The organism is Pseudomonas sp. SJZ078, from assembly GCF_007828255.1.
GTDB lineage: Bacteria > Pseudomonadota > Gammaproteobacteria > Pseudomonadales > Pseudomonadaceae > Aquipseudomonas.
Window position 1 is genome coordinate 1 of sequence record NZ_VIUG01000047.1, and the last position, 20,843, is coordinate 20,843.

The window sequence follows — 20,843 nt, forward strand, 5'->3', positions numbered from 1 at the left end:
GTATAAAGATTTCCCTCGGCGCTCTCAGTCCCGTTGAGTATCGTGAGAGCCTGGGCTTCGCGGCATAACCAGTCCAAGTTTTTGTCCGCATCCCCAAGGGATCAATTCGGCGTCGGCGCCAACATGGTCACCCCATTTACAAAAAAAATGCCCACCAATGCTCGGAATAGTAGATACAAATATTTTTTGTATGAACGTCGGAAAATTCCCGGGTACGTGTAGGAAGTCCCTTCGACATTAAGATAATTTTACAATTTAATTTTCTGCAAAAAAATGCCCCAGTAATCTCGTGGATTTCATGACACCTAAATTGAGCCAACTCCCCCCAAGGGAGAAGATGACCATCCGACAGAACCCTTAAGATCGCGCACCGTCAAGCGCTATTGTCAGGTAGGGCTATACTCTAACTTGATACCAGGATCCCTCAGGTTAGAGCCCAAACGAGCCGCGGTTCTTGGTGATCTCGCACAGGCTCATGTTTACAGACTCGATGGCGTTGGTGGTGTAGATCAGCTTGCGGATCGCCGGCGGGAAGGCGAAGAACGGCGTGATCCGTGACCAGTTGCGCCGCCAGGACTGACCAATCGGCAGGTAGTCATCATCCCACTTGGCCTCGAATTCGCCAAGGCGCAGTTCGCCTCGTCTGGCGGGCTGGACTGGTAAATCCGCTTGAGGTCAGCGGCGACTTCGGCCCGCCGCTTCCAGGACACGTAGTTCAGGCTGTGCCTGACCATGTGCGCGGTGCATAGCTGCACGCTGGTCTGCGGGAACACCGCCTCGATGGCCTCGGGAAAGCCCTTCAGGCCATCCACGCAGGCGACGAAGATGTCCTGCACGCCGCGATTACGCAGCTCGGTCACCACTTACAACCAGAACTTGGTACCCTCGCTCACAGGCCAAGGATTTCCTTCTCGTCCGCCAAGCTGATGCCCAGCGCCTTCACCCGCACAGAGCCCTAGCGCATCCTGGTTTGTCCCGGACTGAGTGGACACTGACTTAAGGTGGATAACGTTGCACGCGCTGCCGGCCAGCGGAGATCCGCGCCTATGCGTCGAGTTGCTGGTGGAGGACAGCGGCATCGGCATCGCCGAGGGTGATCTGCGCCACCTATTCAGCCCTTTCGCCCAGGCCCGTGACCAGCCACAGGCACGCAACGGCTCGGGCCTCGGTCTGGTGATCTGCCGTAGCCTGAGCGAAATGATGGGCGGCGACCTGACGCTAAGCAGTACCCTCGAGTGGGCACGGCCGTGCGGGTGCGTTTCGCCTTCGACGCCCTGCCGGAGCCGCCCTCCCCTAGTGTCGAGTCGCCCCCAACATCGATACGCAGGCGGACTGGCTGCGGGTGCTGGTTGTCGACGACTACCCGCCCAACCGCCTGCTGCTGGCGCAGCAGTTGGGCCTTCTGGGGCACCGCATGGTAGAGGCCGCGGATGGACTCAGTGGGCTGGAAGCCTGGCACCGCGAGCATTTCGATGTGGTGATCAGCAACTGTAGTATGCCCAATATGAACGGCTATGAGATGGCCAGCTTCGCGATCAGCATTACCGGAATCGTACTTGGCATGCGGCGCCTGCTCCCGCGTCGCCAGCGCATGCAGCGGTCACGTGAACACGCGGCTCATTACTCACGCAGGGGAGCTTCATGAATATCGCAACCCAAGGAATATTGATCTCCGGTGGATTATCGAAATGCCCTTCCTGCAAAGGAACTTTCCTAGGGCCTGTTGACGTTTTTCGGTGGGGCATTGAGGAAGAAGAGCAAACCCGCAGAATTGAGGTCCTTACACCAGGACCCTGCGGGTTTGCGATGCCGCGATTGATGCTCAGTGATGAGCTTTGGTCGAAGCTGGAAAAAATTCTGTTTCAGCAAGCGATTTATCACAAGCCAGATTTGCGGATGACGGTTGAGGGCATGCTCTATCGGATGCGCGTGGGCTGTCCTGGCGAGACCTGCCCAGCGCCTTCGGGTGCTGGAATTCGGTCTACAAGCGCATCAACGCCTAGTGGGCGGCCGGCAAGTGGCTCAGCGTTTTCAACGCCTTGCTTAAGGAGCCTGACTTTGAGTGGACGTTCATCGACGGCACCTATGTGAAAGCTCATCAGCACAGTGCGGGTGCCGCCAGCTGTCAACCTCAAGCAATCGGCAAAAGCCGCGCTGGGCTCACGAGCAAGATTCATCTGGCGGTTAATACGCAGGATTTGCCGGTGGCTTTCGAGATCACAGGAGGCGACATCAACGACTGCACTGCAGCTCCCGAACTGATTGCGCAGCTCCCCTCTGCCGAAGTGATCGTCGCGGACAAGGGCTATGACAGTGAGCGCATCCGCAAACAGATCGATGCAGCCGGCGATTCCGCAGCGCACCATGAAACGCAATCCCAAGCCAGGACTGCCCCTGCTATTTGATCGCCCGAAATACAGGCAACGGAACATCATTGAGCAGATATTTTGTTGGATCAAAGAGCACCGGAGAATCGGCACCCGCTACGACAAGCTCGCCAGAAGTTTTGGCGCGATGGTCACGCTGGCTTGTGCGCTGCAATACCTACGACAATACTTTTCGTACAGAACCTAAAACCGGCACGAGCCCCCCCTGTTTCTTGACGATATAGACAAACCGTCCTAGTGTTTCTCACGTTGTATGAACCAACGCCCATCAAGAAAGTATCGTCGCTCGGGAACATTAATCGCCCAGCGCGACTCATCCAGGAGCAGACTCATGCAGAAGAGTGCAAGCCAATCAAATGATATCGACGCGATTATTGTGGACAACACCAGCATCGAGTCGAGTGTGCAATTTCTTCCCGAAAAGCCAAGCGCCCCGAAGGGTAAGACTTGCGACGACATACATTATTACAATAACAATCTCGCGAATGACTTCAAACTTTTCCAGCCGTTTCAAGCAACCAATGGCGTGATTTCTCTATCCATAGTTGAAGGCACACCGGAACTCCCTTCAATTGTATCAGAGCTATATTGCCGAGCACAAAGAGAGAACACAGGCGAGGTAATTAAAGAAGGATTCATATCAATTGCTGGGCAGGAATCTATAGAATTTTCATTGGCGCCAAACGAGAGGACCAACGTTTATTTTAAGGGTGCTCCTAACACAGTACTCCAGATTACGAACCAATCGACCGATTGGAGCATTCATTTTAATGACTTTGCTGGTAGAGTGCCCACAGAACTCGGAGAATTTACACCTTCTAAAGATGACACCGTAAAACTATCTCTGTTGAAAACGACGTGGGAGAGAATACTTGTTGATATATATAAGGATGGATCGCCCAGCCCCATTACAACACTAAGTCTTTCATTACCGTCGCAGCCTACGGCAGAGTTCAATCTTCAGGCGAGCCAGACCTATGTATTCAAGATATACAACCCCAAGCCAACCGATTTTAACATACATTATTGTCATGAAACTTCTGATGATCTGAAATAGCCAAGTGCCTCTGACCGACTTCAACTCTCGCCGCTTCTGAAAGCAGCCAATTGGATCTAGCTGCTGCGAACGACTCGCAGCAGCTAGATCCCTGTTACAGCCCCGCCTGTCCTGAGTTGGCCAGCAAATGTCGACGCGCCAGCCACAGACTCATAGGGCGAATAACGTGATCACCTGTACCCCTCACCGCCAGAGGTAATCTACAGCGCTTTTGAGACGGATCCCATGTAAATACATGGCTGCCTCACAGATATTCCACGTGTAACAAGCAATAGGGAGGGCTAATTAATTCACGCTTTTACCCGGAAAATACCTTGGCCACAGAGGCACAGAGGCACAGAGGCACAGAGGCACAGAGCAGATTTTGGAATTAATTAGCGCCTCCTGAGGGCGTCGGACATAGTGCCTCCCTCGTTGCGACTCTGGCGGGGCGGGAGTGGAGGAAAGCTCACGCTCCGAAGCAAGGATTTAAATTTGCTGAGGGGCCTCGTTCAAGTTTCCACTAGGTGCCGATTGCGGTAAAGACCTCTGTCCAGATCCGCATTACCCTTCACGGAGTTCCGCTTTCTCGGGATTACGGCCTTAGCCTCTTGTAGCGCAACCAGCTCCCTGACTCTCTCGCTGTTGTAGTCCTTATCCGCGACGATGGCCTCTGCCCATGGGGAGCTTGAAAATCAACACGGGGCCCAACAGGTGATTCATGCTTAATTATGCAATGTCTAGGTTTGGGTCATTGACGCAATACGACCTGCGCATGCAGCTCTCCCTTTCGAGCCTCCAATGTCAGTGATTGCAAGGTGGCGCCGTCCCGTTCGCACTGATCCAGCCAATCAAGCAGGCGATTGGCGTCGCCGCTCACGATGAGCCGCAGTGCTTCTCCGTCGACGTTCATTTCCGTGATATCCAGCCCTGCCGCAGTAGCACTGTCGTTTACTTGCACCGACAACGGGCTGGTGACGACGCTTGCACCGTTGCGCGGTTCGGCGCGCTGGATTTGGGCAGCCAGCTCTGCCTGCTGCAGGTATTGTCGTTCAGCCACATCGAGCCGTTGCCGAGTGGGTTGCCAGATTGAAAAGTAAGCCCCGACCACCAGCACAAACCCGATGAGGAGCACCAGAAGTTCTTGCTCACGATGCGTGATTCGTCTCCAACCCTGCTTCAGGACCAGCCATGCACTGTGGTCCATCATCCATTCTCCAAGGTGAGGGTGGCTTGCACCCGGTTGCCTTGTTTGCTGGCGCTGCCCAGGGTGAGAGACATTGCGCTTTGTTGCCCACGTTCGCGCAGTTGTTCAAGCTCGACGAAGCTGGTGGCGGTCAATTGGATTTTCCAGCCTTCATCCTCCCGAAAATCTATACGCTGCACCTCAACGTTGCTTGCGCCGATCACTTGGTCCGTCAGGCCGACCAGACGGGTGATTTGTGTGTTCTGGCTTTTACCGCGATGACTCTGCAATACCTGGAACTGTGCAGCCAGATCGACGATCCGGCTTTGCTCCGGATATAGTGACTTGAAGCGCTGTTCGCTTTGGGTGTACAAGCTTCGGGCTTCGCGCTCAAGAAAGCGCACACGCGCCTCACTGAACATCGAACTGAGTACTAACATCCCCAACACGGCCGCCGCCGCACCGCGCCACGGTAGGCGCCGACGGCGTCGGCGAAATTCGCCTTGCAACAAGTTGACCGGCTGTCCAGCGGCACCAAGCAGCCACTCATCTATGCCTGTGCGATCCTGCCCCTCGTCTTTCCAGCTCATGTTTTCCGGCAGGCCGGACTTGAGCGTGGCCAAAGACCGGACAGACAGTGCCACTCGCGCCGGCAATGCGCCACCCAGCAGCCATCGATCGAACCAGCGCACGCCATAGGCCTTATCAGCGGGTAGCAGATCGGCGTCGACATGCATCGTACGAACATCGACGGTGTGCTCGTTGAGCAACGCCAGCAATGCCTGGAACCGCGTCCGTTGCACCACTATCACCGGATAACGTTGTTCTCGATCCCGCGCACCGATGCAGATATGCAGCGCCTCCAAGTTCTCCGCCAATTGTTCTTCGATGGCAAACGCCAGGGCCTGCGGTCCGGGCTGGCGTCGCGAGGGCCATGGATCGCTGCGAAACCCGCTGCACATTTCCATCGGCAGCAGCACATCGACGGCTTGCCCGTTCAATTCAACGGCAGCTTCATGTAGGGGCAGTCGGCGTCGCTCGCCGTCGGGTGACCACAGGCAGCACGGCCAATCGGCGGAGGGCGAAACCAGGCCCTCGGCTGTCAGGTAAAGCCAGGTTTTCGTCAAAGGGGCTTACTCTAGGTGATAGTCGGTAGAAAACGGCGCTGATGAACAGTCCAGCGGCCGGTAGCGGGATTACGTTCAATGTCCGAGGCCAGGCGCAGACGACTGTTTCCCCACGCTACATCCACGGTGATTCGGAACCAGCGACTACTGACCCCCAGCCCATGGCTGCCGATGCCCAACCCGGACAACAGTGGATCGCCGGTAAAAGCTTGCACGCTGGCATATGGCGTGCTTGAGCGCTTGTCTATCACCGCCTTGGCCGGTCCGGCTTCCATGCCGTCAAGGGTCATCAGCAGCAATTCCGAAGCAGTGTTGACGTTCAGTTTTGCCTCCCGGGGCAGGAGCACGACCCAAGGTTCCAGGCGTTGCAGTGTTTGGCCGTCGATGCCAGGCAAAAGGCGCAATTGGCTTAACTCCTGTACCAGCCCGACCTGTGGCAACGACAGCTCAGGTAAATTCAGCAATTGCAGCAAGCGCTTCCAGCGACCGAGAGTGAGTTGATCGATCTGACCCTGACCCAGCAGGGCATTGAGGTTCAGGCGCCCGGACAAGTCCTCGACATCGACGTGGACTTCGGCGTCCTCAACCTCAAGTGCGTGTCCGAGCCGAGCCCAGTCCTGGCTCAGACTCACGGGACCGGACGCTGTTATCGCACTGCTTTGCAATATCATCCGTCCCCAGGATTCACCCGCCATCGCCAGCTGACGCAGTTGGACCTGTTGCAACTGCTGGGCACTGCTTTGCAACAGCAGTCGGTGACTGCGCAACATGCCGCCGGTGAGCAGCAACGCCAGACTTAAGACCAATAACACGCTTATCAACGCTACGCCTCGCTGCTGATTCATGGCGACTTCTCCGGCAACGGCAACACGCGACGGATCTGTTCGAAGCGCCCTGTAGACATGATCAGCTCCAATGCCAGCGGTGAGCTGGCGCCCCCTGTCTCGGCATGCCAGCCCCGTTTCGGGTCGAACAGACGCCAAGTCAGGCTGTGTACGTCGTCAAGTAGTTTTTGGTGTTGCACGATGTCGACTCCTTCGCCGCGACTGTCCCGCCACAACGCGCCACCCTTGAGTCGATAGTGCACCGCTTGCCGCTCGCTACGAGGTTGATCCAATGGGTTGCGCCATTGGCTACGCTGCAATTGCAAACCTTGCGGAGTCAGCTTGATAGAGCTGGCAACGGACTGCCATACGTCTCTCTCGATAATCCCCACTGCACGCTGCAAAGCTCTGATTTCACGCTCATGACTCCCGGCACCCTGCTGAGTGCGGACAACGCCATCGAACAAGCGCCAACTACCCAGGCCAAGCAGGGCAAAAATGGCGATGGCAATCACCAGTTCCAATAGGGTGAAGCCCGACTGTCTATTCATCACGGGTGTCTATCCAACCGGTGGTGCGGTGCACGAGCGTCCGGTTCCCTTCAATGCGGACTTGGATGTCGACTTTGAGCAGACGCGGCTCATGGGCCGGGGTTATGTACTGCTCCAGGATCCAATTGCGATGATCAAGGCGTCGCGTCAAACGTTGTTGGCCTAACGCCGCGGCCGATTGCAGGCGCAACTCGCTCAGTTGATTATCCGCCAGCCAAACACCAAATAGACGCGTCTCCAGCCCAGCGCTTTGCCTGAGCACGAATTGACTGGCCGACATCACTGCGGCGGCCAGCGTCGCGAATATAACCATCGCAACCATCACCTCCAGCAACGTGAAGCCCTTGCAGTTGACGGCGACCCCGCGAGACCTGTGATGCTCACTCATCGATCAGCGGCTCAGCCAAGCCGTCACTGAATACCCGCGCCAGGGTCTTACCACCCGCGTGGATGAACAACCGGAACGGACTGATTTCATCGCTGCTGAGCAGCAACAGCTGAGGCGATCCCGGCGCGTCATTGAGCTTGAGCACATGGCGGTCCACTTCAAGCTCAAACTTGAGATCTTCAGGCAACTGGTGCAAGGTCGCCGCAGGGACCCAGTCCAGGGCCTCAAGCCGCAACGCCTGATAAGCGCCTGACTGCATGCGCAAGCCATATTCCTGCCCATCCAGCACCGCCTGTTCACGCAGTTGCTGCACTACGCGAATGAAATCCTGGGCCTGCTGCCGAGCCTGACGCGCCGAGTCCTTGCCGATAGCGAGACCAACGGTGCCTAGCAATACCCCGATCAGGACGATGACGACCATCAGCTCCAGCAAGGTGAAACCCCGGCAATGACGGTACATGTTCACTCAGCCCAATTGCCGATGTCAGCAGCAAACCCGTCTCCACCCGGCACGCCATCGGCGCCGAATGAGTACAGGTCATAGCTGCCATCAAGGGATTTCTGTCCGGGATTGAGGTACTGGTAGGGTGTGCCCCAAGGGTCGATCGGCAAGCTTTTGAGATAGCCCTGAGGGTTCCAGTTTCTTGCCGCGGGTGTGCCGGAGGGGCGTTTGTTCAGCGCCTCCAGGCCTTGTTGGGTTGTAGGGTAGTGAAAGTTGTCCAGGCGGTACATTTCCAGGGCCGTGGCAATCGCCTGGATATCGGTCCGGGCGGCCGTGCCCTTGGCTTGATCGGGTCGGCTCATGAACTGCGGCACCACAATGGCACCGAGGACGCCGATGATGACCACCACCACCATGATTTCGATCAGGGTAAAGCCACGCTGATGACGTACAGGCCGTTTGTTTTGAAGTTTCATGGATCAATTCACCAATTGGTTGAGGCTCAGAATAGGAAGCAAAATGGCCATGACGATCAGCAGCACGACGCCTCCCATCACCACCAGCATGGCCGGTTCAAACAGGCTCACGACCAGCGCGATGCGTGCTGCGAGGTTGGCTTCCTGCTGTTCGGCGGCGCGAGCCAACATGTTGTCCAGTTCCCCCGCGCGTTCGCCGCTGGCGATCATGTGCAGCATCAGCGGTGGGATGTCGCCACTTAGCTGCAGGCCACGAGTCAGGGTCCCACCCTCGCGGACCGAACGGGCGACATCGGCCATGCGGGCACGGATAGTCAAGTTGCCGATCACCTGGGCGGCGATGTGCAGGGCATCCACCAAAGGCACCGCACTTTTACTGAGGATCGCCAAGGTGCTGGCGAAGCGTGCCGCTTCCATCGTGCGCAGCACATTGCCCGCCACGGGAAGCTTCAGGAACAACCGGTGCCAGCGCAGTCGCCACGTTGGCTGGCGCAGGCTCCAGCGCCACAGCCCGACCATTCCGGCCAGCGCGCCGAACATCAGCAGACCATAACGGCGCAACCCGTCGCTCAAGGCGATCATCGCCTGGGTAAGCCACGGTAACGGTTGGCCGCTATCGACGAAAATCTTCACCACATCCGGCACCACATAGCCCAGCAGGAAGCTGACAATCGCAACGCACGCCAGCATCAGGATCAGCGGATATACCAATGCCAATTGAATGCGCTGACGCGAGGCCTGTCGTGCCTCGGTATAAGACGCCAACTGTGCAAGCACTTGGCCCAAGTGGCCGGACTGTTCGCCGGCTGCGATGGTGGCGCAGTACAATTCGGTAAAGGCCTGAGGGAATGCGCCCATTGCGGTCGCCAGAGCATGGCCTTCCATCACCCGGCTTCGTACTGCTGCCAGCAGGCCAGCGACGCGCCGCTTCTGGCTCTGTTGGGCAACTGCACCCAAGACCTCTTCAAGAGGCAGCCCGGCCTGGATCAGGGTGGAGAGCTGTAAGGTCAGCAGCGCCAGGTCGGCTGAACTCAAACGTACCCCGACTCGCCGGGACCCCGTTGTCAGTTGCTCCCTGACTTCCAGCAATTCGCTGGGTAACAAGCCACGCTCGCGTAGCAACTGCCTCGCATGGCGAGGGCTGTCGGCTTCCACCCGGCCCCTACAGCGGCGGCCACGGGCATCTTCCGCCCGATAGTCGAAGGTCGGCATGGCGCTAATCCTCTTGAGTGATGCGTAGCAGTTCATCGACACTGGTCAGGCCTTCCAGAACTCGCTGGCGCCCATCCTGAAACAGGCTGCGGGAGGTCTTGCGCGCTTCAAGAGCCAGCGCCTGTTCGGTGGCGCCCTGATGAATCAGTTCCGACAACGCAGCGCTGACACTCACCAATTCATAGATACCGAAGCGCCCGCGATAACCTTTCTGGCATTGATCGCAACCCTGGGCCTTGAACAACCGTGGCGCGGCACCGGCTTCGAGCCCAAGGCGCCGACAGGTGGTGACGTCGGCAACATAGGGGGTCTTACAGGATGGGCACAAGGTCCGTAACAACCGCTGCGCTACGATTCCGGCCAGGGATGATGCCAGCAGATAGGCATCCACGCCCATGTCCACCAGTCGCGTGACGGCACCGACGGCGCTGTTGGTGTGCAAAGTCGAGAGCACCAAATGCCCGGTCAGGGAGGCCTGGACCGCGATTTCGGCGGTTTCTCGATCACGTATTTCACCAACCATCACCACATCTGGGTCTTGGCGCAAAATGGCCCGCAAGCCACGGGCAAAGGTCATGTCGACTTTCGGATTGACCGGCATCTGGCCGATGCCTGGCAGGTGGTATTCGATAGGATCTTCGACAGTAAGGATATTTCGAGCCTGGTCGTTGATGCTACTCAGCGCCGCATACAGGCTGGTGGTTTTTCCCGAGCCGGTGGGGCCGGTCACCAACACGATGCCGTGGGGTTTTCCGAGCAATTGGCGCAAGCTGGTCAGGGTGTCGTCGGGCAGGCCCAGGCGCTGCAGATCCAGGCGCCCGGCCTGCTTGTCGAGCAGGCGCAACACCACGCGCTCGCCATGGGCCGAAGGCAGGGTCGAGACCCGTACATCGACTTCGTGGCCCGCCAGTCGCAGGGCCATTCGCCCGTCCTGGGGCACACGCTTTTCGGCGATGTCCAGACGTGCCATGACCTTGATCCGCGACACCAGCAAGTTCGCCAACTCCCGGCGCGGACGCAGCATTTCCTGTAACTGACCGTCGATTCGCATGCGCACCAAAAGATACTTCTCGAAGGTCTCCAGATGCACGTCCGAGGCATGCTCGCGAACCGCTTCGCTGAGCAGGGCATTGATCAATCGGATGATCGGCGCGTCGCCCTGCTGTTCCAACAGATCGGCGGTCTGTGGCACCTGGTCGACCAAGCTGAGCAGGTCCAGTTCCTCATCCAGGCCTTGGGCGACCTGCTCGGCGGCGCTCTGCCCCTGGCGATAGACGCTGGCCAGACGTGTGGCGAACTGAGCCGGCTCCAAGACCAGGATCGGTAGCTCCATGGCGCACAAGCGCCGGGCTTCGGCCACCGCCGTCAACGGTGTGTCCTGGCGCACCACCAAACTCATCGCCGAACCTTCGCCATCGAGCAGCACACCGAAGCGTCTGGCGAAACCGAAAGGCAACGGTGCTTGTGCGTCACTCATTGATCACCCGATTTCTGCCGACGCAGTTCCGTCGTTGGCCCATCAACCGGGGGCTCGAACAACTGACTGGCCTCCCGAGGCAGCAGCAACGAATTACTCTGCCGCGCTCCCGGTTTGCTCAGTTCCCGCAGTGCGTGATACCGCCCGCGGCTCACGTCGGCCAGATCTTCTTTGCTGCGTACGATGGTGGGCCGTAGGAACACCATCAGATTGCTTTTGGTCTGAGTGTCCCGGGTCCAACGAAACAGCGCGCCCAGATAGGGAATGCTGCGCAGCAGCGGCACGCCGCTTTCCTGGGTACGAACGCTGTCGCGAATCAGGCCGCCGATCACGATGATTTCGCCATCGTCCGCCAAGATGGTGCTTTTTAAGGCCCGTTTGTTGGTGATCAGGTCCGAGGAGTCAACGCCGGAGACCGAGGGTGCGATGTCTGAGACTTCCTGTTCTACCTCAAGGCGCAAAGTCGAGCCTTCATTGATGAAGGGCTTGATCTTTAGGCTGATACCGACGTCTTTGCGCTCCACGGTGGTGAATGGGTTTTCGGAACCGCTGCTATTAGTGGCGTAGGAGCCAGTCTTGAACGGAACGTTCTGGCCGACGATGATTTCCGATTCCTGGTTATCCAGAGTCAGCAGACTCGGTGTGGAGAGCAGATTACTACGGGTGTTGCTGGCCAACGCCGAAATCAGCGCACTGAAACGATCGCTGCCCAGACGCAGGAGCGCCCCTTCCGGCGCGGTTTTCTCGCCCTCGAACGTTAGGCCCCCAACAATTGGAATGTCGGTGCCGGGAAAGTTGATGAGGCCCGTTGCGCTTCCTGTATTCAGGCCCCACTGGATACCCAGCGCTTCGGAAATATCGCCGGAAATCTCAACGATGGCGGCATGAATGAGCACTTGCGCACGGGGCTGATCCAGTTGGCGGACGATGTTCTCGATGGTTCGCACCTGGGCCGGCTCGGCGATCAGTACCAGGGCATTCTGGCTTTCGTCGGCCTTAATCATGAACGAGGTATCCGAAGGCTTTTCTCGTGCCCCAGGCACTGCCTGCGTTACCTTGTTATCCTGTCCGACGGCATCCAGCACCTCGGCCAATTGCTTGGCGTTACTGTGGCGCAGGCGGATGACTCTCGCGTTGTCTTGGGGGGCGGTTGCCGGTACGTCCAGAGTCCGGGCCAGCTCGACTAGACGTTGTCGTGCCGCCAGAGTACCGATAATCACCAGCCGATTACTGCGGGGATCAGCAATGAGCGTACCGATGGCATCACCGTCACGCTTGCTACCGGAGGCCTCCATTACAGGGGCGATATCCGAGACCTGGGCATTGCGCAATTGCACCACCGTATGGTTCCGGTTGGCGCCCGAATCCAACTCCCGGACCACCCGGGTAATACGTCGCACATTGGCTGCGGTATCGGTCACTACCAGCGCGTTGGCCGACGCCGAGGGGCCGAGATAACCGTTGGTCGATACCAGTGGCCGAACCAGCCCGGCGATGTCGGCGGCAATACTCGATTGAAGTGCGATGACCTGCGTGACGAACTGCGACGGTGTGGCGCTTTTTGCATCGTTACCGGCGCGTGTCTTGGCATCGCTAACCGGGGTGATCAGGATCCGCTCGCCTTCGTCGATCACCGTGAAGTTGTGTGCATCGAGCACCGAATAGAACAACCGACGTACACCTTCGCGGTCCAATGCCTCGCGGGACATGATGGTAATACGCCCCGACACCCGGGGATCAAGCACCACAGTCTTGCCCAGAATCGTTGAGAACTCCTCGGCCACGTCACGCAACTCCGCATTATTCATCGCCAGTTGCCAATGAGCCTCTTCGGCCCGCAGCGAACCGTGGATCGTCAGTGGGCAAACCACGGCAAGGCCGAACAGGACGCGCGATACGCGGCCCCGAATAAAGCTGTTCATGAATTTTTCACTCTGATTGCCCGGCCACCGGGCGTATGTATTGCGAAGAATAAGGCACAGTCTGGCGCCCGACTTCAGGACCTAGCTGACGCAGCAAAGGTTGGCCTATCTTTTTCAGGGCCAGTTTCTCTTCCCGTCCGTTGCGCCACAACAGCACATGGGTGGCCTCGACCCGGCGTAGCACACTGCCACCGGGCAAGCGTTCACCTACCTGATATATCCGCGTGCTCGTAGCGTCAGCCAGTAAAGCCCGCGATAACCCCTGGTCCGAGACGAAGCTGGCTTGCAAGGTGATTGGTTCGGCACTGGATAATTGGGCCTCTTGAGGCGTCAGGCCGAGCACGGTTGCCACGGCTTGCACGTTGAGTGGAACGCGAGACTGAGGGATCGCCGGGGCGGCGACCACCGGCACCCGGCTGGGCAGTTCCTGACGAAAGCGCCATTCCCGCTCCGCCAGGAACCCTCCGTACAGCAGAGGCACAAGCACCAGCAACGCCTTCGGCAGATGGTGGCCGGACCAGTGCAAGAAAATCATCTTGGCGCTCACTGGATGAGTGCGTTCGGAAATTTCCTGAATGACATCCGCCGCAGTACCCCGCGCCCCGAAGACTCATGCCAGACCACCGCACAGATATGCAACGCGACGAGCATCGCCAGTGCCATACAGGACAAGATATGGATCTTGAAGGCCAATTCGGTCAGTCGCAGGTCCTCCAACGGCTGGGGAATCTGTAAGAGGCCGAACATTTTGATGGAAGTTGTCATCATCAATATGCCGGTCACCAGCACGAGACTGATGGTCAGGTAAATTATCGCGTGAACTGCCTGGGCCAAGCATGTTTTAAATGAAAACACCTTCCCGCGAATGTCCAACTCGGAAAAAAGCCGCCACGCAAACAGCGGAATGAACAGAGTTGTCAGGGACACATTGAGCGAGCCGACCCACTGTTTGGTTGAAGTGGACACCGGACTGTAAGCCACATAAAAGCCGGACATCAGCGTCCATAAAATAATAATGGCTGATACCCAGTGCAGCAGTATCCGTCGTTTGAAATAACCTGAAAGCATCATCACTTGCTACTCATTTGAAGGCTTCAGGCAACCCTGCGGACCGCCTGAAGCCCTGCCTGTCAGGACTTACAACTTGTCCCAAGCGTCTTGCCAATTGGAACCGATACCCGGCTCATAGCCGTTAGCTGTTCCGCTAAAGGTCGTGCACCAGCCGGAGTAAGGAAAAGGTTTGCATTGGAAGACTTCACCCGTCTTCTCTTGCAGTACTTTCGTACCTTCGAGGTAGCCTTTGATGCCATCCGGGAACACAAAATCGTATTCGGTACCCGCGGCTTCACCGGTTAGGATGACGCTGGCGGTATCCTGGCGGGTAGTCCGGCCATCGACAGTGGTGCCCGTCAGCGTCAGGGTATGAGCTCCTGGTGCGCTGCGAGCATCCAGTTTCAACGGGCTGTTGCCGTCGCCCACGGTCTGAGTCAGCGCACCGACCTGTTTGTTCTTTTCATCGAACAGGGCCGCTTCCAGATTCATCTTGCGGGTACTCTGCACAGAGAATTCCAGACTGGTGTTGCCCTTCACAAGTTCGTACTCAGGCTGCAGGGAAGCAATCTCCAGGCGAGCGCCGGTGTCTTCCTTCATGTCCAGTTGTACTTCATAACGGCTTACGCCAGTTTCTTTCTGGGCGTACAAGCTGTTCGTACCCTTGACTGGTGTAATGTTGCCTTCGTCGTCACGGACGCCCGCGCGGATGTCGGCATGCGCCTTGTTGATCGCTTCGGCCAGTTTGAACGACCAGTTCCCAGGCTTGCCTTCTTCAACATTGTCGATGCTGATTTCCACACTGTATGCGCTGCTTTCGCCGCTGGCGGTGAAGGCACGGGCCTTGACTTTGTCACCCGTCAGCAGTGGGGCCGAAGGCGCGATGCTGCCCACCGCCGACCAGCCGCCCGGCAGTGACGCTTCGGCGAGAATGTTCACGTCCGTCACATTGTGGAAGGCCATAGAGGTGTCCTCCACGGTCCAGATCGCCAGAATCACGTGCTGGCCTGTCTTGTTGTCGGGAATGACGCAGTTATGCGGGGTACCCGGTTCTGGCTTCTCACCACCGCCATCGATCTCACAGAACGGCGTGCTTTCGAACGAGGCGCGCGAGAGCGCCTCGTTCGGGTTCCAACCTTCGCGAGTGATGAAATATTCATGTTTGGTGGCCGGGTGTACCGCGGTGTATTGCCATTTGAAAGCAATGTTACGATCTTTGATTTCAGTCATCTGCCAGCGAGTGGCTGTTTGGACGTCAAGGGCGGAAAATCGCTCGTTACCGCCGCTGGCGATTTTTCCGTCAATAGGACCTTGCCCCGGAGCACCACCTTGGCCAGCAGGAAAGCCTTTGTAGGTTTCGCCCACGCTCTGCGGTTCGTACTGCGCACCACCGCAGTCTTTGTTTTCGCCTTTCTGGCACATCAATGCGCGTGAAGGAGGCACTTCGAGGTAACCATGAGCGGACGCGCCGTGAGAGGCAACGATGGCTGATAGCAGGAGCAATGACGAAGCACACCCAGTGAATGTACTTCTCTTAACGGCGTTGTATTTCATAGTAAGTTCCAAACTACTCATCAAGATTGAGCGACGAAACATCGTCGGCCTGGGTGAGTGCATAGGATTGTTCTACGCAGCCCCGCCGCAGGTGCCAGAACCTTACAGAGACACTAGGGTTTTCTATGTAGGAAAAATCCCCCTGAGTTGAGGGATTTTTCTCTGGTTATTCCTACGGGTTCTTAAAAGTCATCAGTCAAAGATTTGATGAGCCAGGGGAGTTTGTGTGAAAAAAGTAAGCGTTCGGGCAATACACGCTGCTCACCAGTTTTATATTTGATCAAGGTGATGTGCTCGCCGAATTTAAACTTACTATGCCCCGGAAGAATCATACCGTTTGACAAACCTACGCTCGTCGACCGTGTAACCTTGCTGCTGATAAAAAGTGTGAGCCGGTATTCGGTGGTCACTGCTAGTCACCTCAGCCCGGACGCAAAGTTGCTCTGTAAAAAACGCGTCAGCAGCGGAAATAGCATTGCCCCTACTCCTTGTCCTCGGAAGTCATCATCAATGACAAGGGAGGTAATGCGTCCGAGCCTACCCGGCTGATGAAACAGTTCAAGTACGTGTAAGCTTATGACGCCGATAATATTTTTACCGTCTTGTGCCAGCAGCACGGTATCGCGAGCGCTAAATTCTAAAGCCTCAAGCTTATCTCGGATTAGCTTTGGCGAGGTTTGGTAGCCTAACTGGCCTAGGAGTTTGGACACCGATTCTGCATCGGTTAGTAAGGCTTTTCGAACTTTCATATTGTTCTCAACTGGGTATTGCACAGGCTTGCCCACCATTCGTATTCGACTTGACCTATCGTTTGCATTGGACTTGACCAGCACACTTGGTGACTGAGACCGGCAGAAAGCGACCCAAAGCCGTCAGTCGACCTGAGGGCATAGGTTAGATGATTTGAACCAGAGGACTGCGGAGTCGACATGAACATGCTTCTGCTTTTGAGGCAGGAAGGGCGTATCAAGCGTGCCCAACGCTATCGAGACCCAGTCGGCAAACTTACCTTCAGATCGTGGCCAGAACAGAGTCGAACCGCAGTCCATGCAGAACTCGCGTAATACCGTCTCTGACGAAGCATAAGTTTTAATGCTGGTGGAACCGCGAAGTATTCGAAGCGCGCTACGCGGAATGCTGCCGTACGAAGCGAATGCTGCCCCGTGACCTTTGCGACACTGGTTGCAATGACAATGACTCACTGCTTTTGGTGAGACGAGTAGCTCGTAACTAACGGCAGCGCATAAGCAGCTTCCTTGGTATACCTGTGTCATAGCTGTTCCGTGCAGGTGAATAACGCCAGCGTAATCGTCCCAGTCCAATCAGTCGATCGACCGCTATTGGCCGATTTCGTTGAAGATACGAACAGATGGGCAAGTGCAACGCAAATGCTTGGTCAAGAGGAGTGCAATTCCCCACCTGTAGTGACACACCTTTTGGCCACTACGTCGGTCGCCAGTGATCGGGTAACAATCGACCAATCTCACTCGCCCGCTGTGTCGGCAGCCGTGTCAGCACATCTTTCAGATAGGCATACGGATCATGCCCGTTCATGCGTGCCGACTGGATCGGACTCATGATCGCCGCCGCCCGTTTGCCACTGCGAAGCGACCCGGCAAACAATCATCTGCTCAATTAATCGGGTCTTAAGTTGCTCGGTATCCAACTCCATCTCAAAGCCATGGTGAATTCCTGGACAGTGCGACTTGCCTTGGTTCAACCGACGAGCTGCCAGCCAGATGCCAAGCCCATCACGCACCAGGACTTTCATACGAGTGGCGCGGCGGTTGGCGAACAGATAAGTGCAGCGCTGCTTTGCCGTACCTCCCCCGACCACCCAGCCAACGCGGTCTCGGTACCCGCTTGCATGTCCATCGGTTCGGTGGCAAGCCAAATGTATCGATACTAATCACCGGGCAAGTATATCGGCCGAACTCTGAAGATGTGTTCGCCGGCCTCTTACATATGAAATATCTTATGCGATCCATAAACCCCACCTACCGTATGGCCATGGTATGAAGTCAGCTATCTAAGTCGGATTCATGCTCCACTTGAGTTCTTACCCCAAATAACCGGTCGGCTACCTGCCGACCGCGCACCAGCCCTTCAGCCGTCAACCAAATCGACTTGTTCTTGTTTACCGGATTGTTGATGAAACCCTGTTCATGCAATCGGCTCATGGTCTCGAAGTCGAACCCTTTCCAAGCATTGCCGTTATCAAAACTGAAGGTTGCCAACAGGGCAAGCACGGCTTCCTCAATCAGTTTATCGTCGTATTCCATGATCGTTGCTCCACTCGTATTCTTTAAACTCACCGTAAACCCCATCAGCCATTAAGATGGATAGCGCGTTTAACTATGCGATACCGGTGAGCAGTTCCAGGGCAGTAAAGCTTCGTAATCCTCAACCGAAGAAGCCGTCGTCAGCCACGCATAGGGGTCTTGGCCGTTGGCTTTAGCTGTCTCGACCAAACTGTAAAGTTGAGCGCTGGCCGTCGCGCCTTTTGGCGTGTCGCCAATTCTTGCGCCCGATCACGAAGGGCCGGATCGCACGCTCGGCGGCGTTGTTGTCGATCGGCAAGTCACCGGCTTCGGTGTAGCGCACCAACTTGATCCAGTTGCTGGCCAGGTGGCTGATGGCTTTGCCCAGTGCATTTTGCGCCGTCACTTGTGGCTGGGCTTTCTCCAGCCAGGCATGCAACTGCGCCAACACTGGCAGACTGTTATGCTGTCGACTTTCATGGCGATGTTCATCGCCGACTTCTTTTAAATCTCGCTTGATACCGTACAGCTTGTTGATCAGATTCAGGGCGATATCCGCGCGCGCGGTCTTGCCTTTGGGCTGCACCTTTTGCGCCTCGACAAACTTGCGTCGCGCATGTGCCCAACAGCCTAAACGCTCGACACCGGACTGCGCGCCCAAAGCGTTGTAACCGGCGTAATCATCGGTCATCAGGTAGCCGCGATAGCTTTCGAGGCGCGACACAACCTCCTGCACCCGGCTGGTCGAGTAGTCAAACAAGATAACGGGTGTTCGCCGCACTGGATCACCCAGCGCGCCAAGGTTTGGCGTGGAATATCGACGCCGTGGAGGCCCAGCACTTTTTCGAAGCGGTGCAGTGGCAGGCCATCGACGTATTTGGTCGTCAGCAACATCACCAACACATCAGGTCTGATGAGATCAACATTTTCATCAATGAGACGCAATGTCCACATTTATTGTACGGAGAAATGGTATACCTAAAATAAAAATATTTTTTGGTAAATATTTCATATTTTTGTTTCTAGACTACGCTCGTTACGTAGATTGAAACTGCAATCTGGTATGGACGATTGAGTAAATTATGGAGAGAATCATGAATTGCTATAAGCTTGCTATGAGTAGTATTTTTGTTTTCTCTAGCTTGTGCGCCTCTGTGCAGGCAGCGGAAAAAATTATCGAAAAAAAGTCGCCGGAAATCATGCATGGTACATCGGAGAGTCCCCCTTCACGACAATACTATTGTTATTCGCAGCAGGACTATGGCAATGGTAGTGGCGGCATTAAGAATGCCGCTTGCAAAAAATCCTTTGAGGACGCGGGTGATGAAGATTGGAAGCGTGCCAGGCTATTTAATAACTGGAATGCTTATTCCCAGAACCTTGCAAACTCTCAGACCCCGACCAAGCCAAAAGACCTTGTCCCTGATGGAAAACTTTGTTCTGCCGGGTTAGCGGATTATGACAGTATCAACGATCGCAATGATGCTTGGCACACCACAGACATGGATATAAAGGAGGGACGTGTTCAATTGACTTATATCGCCAGCCAGATGCACGATCCAAGCAAGTTTAGGGTTTTTTTGACTGATCAGGATCACCTGCAATGGGATGCGCTTAAGGAGTCACCGGATGTTAAATGGGAACAGGCGCCGGACAGTAAAAATAAAAGTATCGTTCCAGGTCGTTATAATTTAGATGTTAAGCTTCCTGATGGGTATGTCAGCGGCAACAAAGCGATCCTATTTGTCATGTGGGAACGTAATGAGGATCCGGCGCGTGAGACCTTTTTTAGTTGTAGTGATGTGATTATGAATTCTCGCGATTAAAGGTGTGATTAAGATTTACGCGTTAATTGTGCGGGCGCTTTGGCGCCCATTTTTTTAAAGAGGCTCGGAGGTTGCAAATTTAGTGGTTTCCAGCTGTGTACAAATCCAGGCTATGGATGCGTTGGAAGGCAATGGGCTGGCTTTGCACAGCCAGGTTTGCCCTTTGTGATCGACTATTTGCGAGTAGAGAGGTAGGCGCATGCATCCCCAACATTCCTTCGCTGGAACTTTGAAAAAATCCGGACTAAACTAATGCGCGGTTAATTTATTTTTGGTGAGGGGTGAGCACAACGTTTTGCGATGTCATAATTAGTTCCAGCCTGGACAAACAGCGTTTTCGATCATTGCCAACTATGCGGTTTTTCTTGCGAATATATCATTTTGGATTTTTATCTGTAAGCGTCCAGCCAGCACACCTTCCGAACTCCAGCATTAAGGGCGAGGAAGGTGTGTTCGCCGTCCCCTTACTGCCGATGAAATATGCGATGCGCTAAATAGTCTCGACCAAGAGATATTCATCAAATGGCGAATTCCCCATTGAGCTTCATCCTTGCGAAGATGATATGGCAACGAGGTATTGGCAACGCCGATTAAGTGAGGACAACACTGTAATTGCATCCGAACCCGCGTCTGCGATGCTGGCAAGCAAGCGCCCTCAGACATAGCAGCACTACGTCACCGCTATAGTATCATACAGACCTTGTTGGGTGCCGCCGCGTAGGGTGCGTAAAGCCGGCATCGAGTCGACTAGCAAGATGTACAAATAGATTTCGTCTATTGTGATTCGGTCTTCTGTGCAGCTATTCTTGCAGCACCAACATTTCCATTTCCGAAATATCGGAAGTATAAGCGATCCAACTGTAACTGAGCATTCTCTATGGCATCACACAGCTCTTCCAATTCATCATTGGACAACATGTTGGCTTCTTTGCGCTTAGACGCTAAAAACTCTATCGATAACGCCCGTGAAAAAAGTGTACAAGCTTTCGCTATATTTGCTGAGATTTTCTGTTCCTCAGTGTGCATATGCAGTTCCCTTGGCAAGGTGGTAATAACGGCACTCAATAGGTCGACCAGCGCCAATCATCTCATCGAACATCTACTCTAGCAGCCTGTTGCACAAC

The 20,843-nt window shown here is 55.7% G+C and carries 22 protein-coding genes and 7 pseudogenes; 5 read left to right on the forward strand and 24 right to left on the reverse strand.

Annotated features, from left to right (window positions below; translation table 11 throughout):
• Positions 1 to 429 precede the first annotated feature (429 nt).
• Positions 430 to 803, reverse strand: a pseudogene (locus FBY02_RS26260) (transposase).
• Positions 779 to 955 (reverse strand): annotated as a pseudogene (locus FBY02_RS28895) (transposase); the annotation flags it as partial. The pseudogenes FBY02_RS26260 and FBY02_RS28895, both read right to left, overlap by 25 nt.
• A 29-nt stretch (positions 956 to 984) precedes the next feature.
• On the opposite strand from FBY02_RS28895, the pseudogene FBY02_RS28900 reads away from it, so the two are divergent.
• The 4 genes and pseudogenes from FBY02_RS28900 to FBY02_RS26280 all read left to right on the forward strand — a co-directional run.
• Positions 985 to 1,218, forward strand: a pseudogene (locus FBY02_RS28900) (ATP-binding protein); the annotation flags it as partial.
• 124 nt (positions 1,219 to 1,342) lie between these two features.
• Positions 1,343 to 1,645: a response regulator gene (locus FBY02_RS26270; protein ID WP_256662567.1), complete on the forward strand. Its 303-nt coding sequence runs from the start codon at positions 1,343 to 1,345 to the stop codon at positions 1,643 to 1,645.
• 161 nt (positions 1,646 to 1,806) lie between these two features.
• A pseudogene (locus FBY02_RS26275) lies at positions 1,807 to 2,574 on the forward strand (IS5 family transposase).
• A gap of 144 nt (positions 2,575 to 2,718) precedes the next feature.
• A complete protein-coding gene (locus FBY02_RS26280) occupies positions 2,719 to 3,444 on the forward strand; it encodes a hypothetical protein (RefSeq protein WP_144931201.1) in 726 nt (241 codons plus the stop codon).
• Between the two features lie 497 nt (positions 3,445 to 3,941).
• Here FBY02_RS26280 and FBY02_RS26285 read toward each other — a convergent pair.
• From FBY02_RS26285 to FBY02_RS26380, 21 genes and pseudogenes are all read right to left on the reverse strand, one after another.
• Positions 3,942 to 4,115 (reverse strand): annotated as a pseudogene (locus FBY02_RS26285) (IS5/IS1182 family transposase); the annotation flags it as partial.
• 59 nt (positions 4,116 to 4,174) lie between these two features.
• Positions 4,175 to 4,633, reverse strand: coding sequence for a type II secretion system protein GspM (gspM, locus tag FBY02_RS26290; protein WP_306085258.1), 459 nt, complete (start codon positions 4,631 to 4,633; stop codon positions 4,175 to 4,177).
• Complete coding sequence (gene gspL, locus FBY02_RS26295) at positions 4,630 to 5,736, reverse strand: type II secretion system protein GspL (RefSeq protein ID WP_144931203.1); 1,107 nt, start codon at positions 5,734 to 5,736, stop codon at positions 4,630 to 4,632. The genes gspM and gspL overlap by 4 nt, the downstream gene beginning before the upstream one ends.
• An 11-nt stretch (positions 5,737 to 5,747) precedes the next feature.
• A complete protein-coding gene (locus FBY02_RS26300) occupies positions 5,748 to 6,581 on the reverse strand; it encodes a type II secretion system protein GspK (protein WP_144931206.1) in 834 nt (277 codons plus the stop codon).
• Entirely contained in the window at positions 6,578 to 7,111 is a 534-nt protein-coding gene (locus FBY02_RS26305; RefSeq protein ID WP_144931208.1) for a type II secretion system protein GspJ, read from the reverse strand. The genes FBY02_RS26300 and FBY02_RS26305 overlap by 4 nt, the downstream gene beginning before the upstream one ends.
• Positions 7,104 to 7,499, reverse strand: a complete 396-nt coding sequence (gene gspI, locus FBY02_RS26310; protein WP_144931210.1) for a type II secretion system minor pseudopilin GspI — start codon at positions 7,497 to 7,499, stop codon at positions 7,104 to 7,106. Before gspI ends, FBY02_RS26305 begins: the two co-directional genes overlap by 8 nt.
• Positions 7,492 to 7,959, reverse strand: coding sequence for a type II secretion system minor pseudopilin GspH (gene gspH, locus FBY02_RS26315; protein WP_144931212.1), 468 nt, complete (start codon positions 7,957 to 7,959; stop codon positions 7,492 to 7,494). Before gspH ends, gspI begins: the two co-directional genes overlap by 8 nt.
• A gap of 2 nt (positions 7,960 to 7,961) precedes the next feature.
• On the reverse strand, positions 7,962 to 8,417 hold the full coding sequence (gene gspG, locus FBY02_RS26320; protein ID WP_144931213.1) for a type II secretion system major pseudopilin GspG: 456 nt from the start codon (positions 8,415 to 8,417) through the stop codon (positions 7,962 to 7,964).
• Between the two features lie 3 nt (positions 8,418 to 8,420).
• Entirely contained in the window at positions 8,421 to 9,629 is a 1,209-nt protein-coding gene (gene gspF, locus FBY02_RS26325) for a type II secretion system inner membrane protein GspF (protein WP_144931215.1), read from the reverse strand.
• Between the two features lie 4 nt (positions 9,630 to 9,633).
• Positions 9,634 to 11,106 carry a type II secretion system ATPase GspE gene (gene gspE, locus FBY02_RS26330; RefSeq protein ID WP_144931217.1) on the reverse strand — a complete coding sequence of 491 codons (1,473 nt, stop codon included), beginning with the start codon at positions 11,104 to 11,106 and terminating at the stop codon, positions 9,634 to 9,636.
• Positions 11,103 to 13,028 (reverse strand): type II secretion system secretin GspD, encoded by a 1,926-nt coding sequence (gspD, locus tag FBY02_RS26335; RefSeq protein WP_144931219.1) that lies wholly within the window; start codon positions 13,026 to 13,028, stop codon positions 11,103 to 11,105. Before gspD ends, gspE begins: the two co-directional genes overlap by 4 nt.
• A 7-nt stretch (positions 13,029 to 13,035) precedes the next feature.
• Positions 13,036 to 13,563, reverse strand: a complete 528-nt coding sequence (locus FBY02_RS26340; protein WP_144931221.1) for a type II secretion system protein N — start codon at positions 13,561 to 13,563, stop codon at positions 13,036 to 13,038.
• Positions 13,564 to 13,571: 8 nt separating this feature from the next.
• Positions 13,572 to 14,099, reverse strand: a complete 528-nt coding sequence (locus FBY02_RS26345; protein WP_256662568.1) for a cytochrome b — start codon at positions 14,097 to 14,099, stop codon at positions 13,572 to 13,574.
• A gap of 66 nt (positions 14,100 to 14,165) precedes the next feature.
• Positions 14,166 to 15,632: an N-acetylglucosamine-binding protein GbpA gene (gene gbpA, locus FBY02_RS26350; protein WP_144931223.1), complete on the reverse strand. Its 1,467-nt coding sequence runs from the start codon at positions 15,630 to 15,632 to the stop codon at positions 14,166 to 14,168.
• A 182-nt stretch (positions 15,633 to 15,814) separates the two neighbouring features.
• Positions 15,815 to 16,042 (reverse strand): hypothetical protein, encoded by a 228-nt coding sequence (locus FBY02_RS28185; RefSeq protein ID WP_178115387.1) that lies wholly within the window; start codon positions 16,040 to 16,042, stop codon positions 15,815 to 15,817.
• A gap of 6 nt (positions 16,043 to 16,048) precedes the next feature.
• Positions 16,049 to 16,381, reverse strand: coding sequence for a GNAT family N-acetyltransferase (locus tag FBY02_RS26355; RefSeq protein WP_256662566.1), 333 nt, complete (start codon positions 16,379 to 16,381; stop codon positions 16,049 to 16,051).
• Between the two features lie 123 nt (positions 16,382 to 16,504).
• Positions 16,505 to 16,906, reverse strand: coding sequence for a GFA family protein (locus FBY02_RS26360; RefSeq protein ID WP_144931225.1), 402 nt, complete (start codon positions 16,904 to 16,906; stop codon positions 16,505 to 16,507).
• A 169-nt stretch (positions 16,907 to 17,075) separates the two neighbouring features.
• Positions 17,076 to 17,255: pseudogene (locus tag FBY02_RS26365) on the reverse strand (transposase domain-containing protein); the annotation flags it as partial.
• Positions 17,173 to 17,469, reverse strand: a complete 297-nt coding sequence (gene tnpB, locus FBY02_RS26370) for an IS66 family insertion sequence element accessory protein TnpB (RefSeq protein ID WP_178115775.1) — start codon at positions 17,467 to 17,469, stop codon at positions 17,173 to 17,175. The pseudogene FBY02_RS26365 and the gene tnpB, both read right to left, overlap by 83 nt.
• A gap of 184 nt (positions 17,470 to 17,653) precedes the next feature.
• Complete coding sequence (locus FBY02_RS26375) at positions 17,654 to 17,914, reverse strand: DUF6429 family protein (RefSeq protein ID WP_144931229.1); 261 nt, start codon at positions 17,912 to 17,914, stop codon at positions 17,654 to 17,656.
• Between the two features lie 69 nt (positions 17,915 to 17,983).
• A pseudogene (locus FBY02_RS26380) lies at positions 17,984 to 18,802 on the reverse strand (IS66 family transposase); the annotation flags it as partial.
• A gap of 185 nt (positions 18,803 to 18,987) precedes the next feature.
• Between FBY02_RS26380 and FBY02_RS26385 the strand changes: the two are divergent.
• Positions 18,988 to 19,719 carry a lytic polysaccharide monooxygenase auxiliary activity family 9 protein gene (locus FBY02_RS26385; protein WP_178115389.1) on the forward strand — a complete coding sequence of 244 codons (732 nt, stop codon included), beginning with the start codon at positions 18,988 to 18,990 and terminating at the stop codon, positions 19,717 to 19,719.
• A 774-nt stretch (positions 19,720 to 20,493) separates the two neighbouring features.
• Here FBY02_RS26385 and FBY02_RS26390 read toward each other — a convergent pair.
• Positions 20,494 to 20,745 (reverse strand): hypothetical protein, encoded by a 252-nt coding sequence (locus FBY02_RS26390; RefSeq protein ID WP_144931234.1) that lies wholly within the window; start codon positions 20,743 to 20,745, stop codon positions 20,494 to 20,496.
• Between the last annotated feature and the right edge of the window lie 98 nt (positions 20,746 to 20,843).

What these genes read in the sequence shown, in the direction of transcription:
- gspD (WP_144931219.1), bottom strand. Translation starts at nt 13,028, where the DNA reads ATGAACAGCTTTATTCGGGGCCGCGTATCGCGCGTCCTGTTCGGCCTT.
- FBY02_RS26340 (WP_144931221.1), bottom strand. Translation starts at nt 13,563, where the DNA reads ATGATTTTCTTGCACTGGTCCGGCCACCATCTGCCGAAGGCGTTGCTG.
- gspE (WP_144931217.1), bottom strand. Translation starts at nt 11,106, where the DNA reads ATGAGTGACGCACAAGCACCGTTGCCTTTCGGTTTCGCCAGACGCTTC.
- gbpA (WP_144931223.1), bottom strand. Translation starts at nt 15,632, where the DNA reads ATGAAATACAACGCCGTTAAGAGAAGTACATTCACTGGGTGTGCTTCG.
- gspG (WP_144931213.1), bottom strand. Translation starts at nt 8,417, where the DNA reads ATGAAACTTCAAAACAAACGGCCTGTACGTCATCAGCGTGGCTTTACC.
- FBY02_RS26305 (WP_144931208.1), bottom strand. Translation starts at nt 7,111, where the DNA reads ATGAATAGACAGTCGGGCTTCACCCTATTGGAACTGGTGATTGCCATC.
- FBY02_RS26300 (WP_144931206.1), bottom strand. Translation starts at nt 6,581, where the DNA reads ATGAATCAGCAGCGAGGCGTAGCGTTGATAAGCGTGTTATTGGTCTTA.
- FBY02_RS26385 (WP_178115389.1), top strand. Translation starts at nt 18,988, where the DNA reads ATGAATTGCTATAAGCTTGCTATGAGTAGTATTTTTGTTTTCTCTAGC.
- FBY02_RS26280 (WP_144931201.1), top strand. Translation starts at nt 2,719, where the DNA reads ATGCAGAAGAGTGCAAGCCAATCAAATGATATCGACGCGATTATTGTG.
- FBY02_RS26360 (WP_144931225.1), bottom strand. Translation starts at nt 16,906, where the DNA reads ATGACACAGGTATACCAAGGAAGCTGCTTATGCGCTGCCGTTAGTTAC.
- FBY02_RS26355 (WP_256662566.1), bottom strand. Translation starts at nt 16,381, where the DNA reads ATGAAAGTTCGAAAAGCCTTACTAACCGATGCAGAATCGGTGTCCAAA.
- gspF (WP_144931215.1), bottom strand. Translation starts at nt 9,629, where the DNA reads ATGCCGACCTTCGACTATCGGGCGGAAGATGCCCGTGGCCGCCGCTGT.
- gspH (WP_144931212.1), bottom strand. Translation starts at nt 7,959, where the DNA reads ATGTACCGTCATTGCCGGGGTTTCACCTTGCTGGAGCTGATGGTCGTC.
- gspI (WP_144931210.1), bottom strand. Translation starts at nt 7,499, where the DNA reads ATGAGTGAGCATCACAGGTCTCGCGGGGTCGCCGTCAACTGCAAGGGC.
- FBY02_RS26375 (WP_144931229.1), bottom strand. Translation starts at nt 17,914, where the DNA reads ATGGAATACGACGATAAACTGATTGAGGAAGCCGTGCTTGCCCTGTTG.
- FBY02_RS26345 (WP_256662568.1), bottom strand. Translation starts at nt 14,099, where the DNA reads ATGATGCTTTCAGGTTATTTCAAACGACGGATACTGCTGCACTGGGTA.
- gspM (WP_306085258.1), bottom strand. Translation starts at nt 4,633, where the DNA reads ATGATGGACCACAGTGCATGGCTGGTCCTGAAGCAGGGTTGGAGACGA.
- FBY02_RS26390 (WP_144931234.1), bottom strand. Translation starts at nt 20,745, where the DNA reads ATGCACACTGAGGAACAGAAAATCTCAGCAAATATAGCGAAAGCTTGT.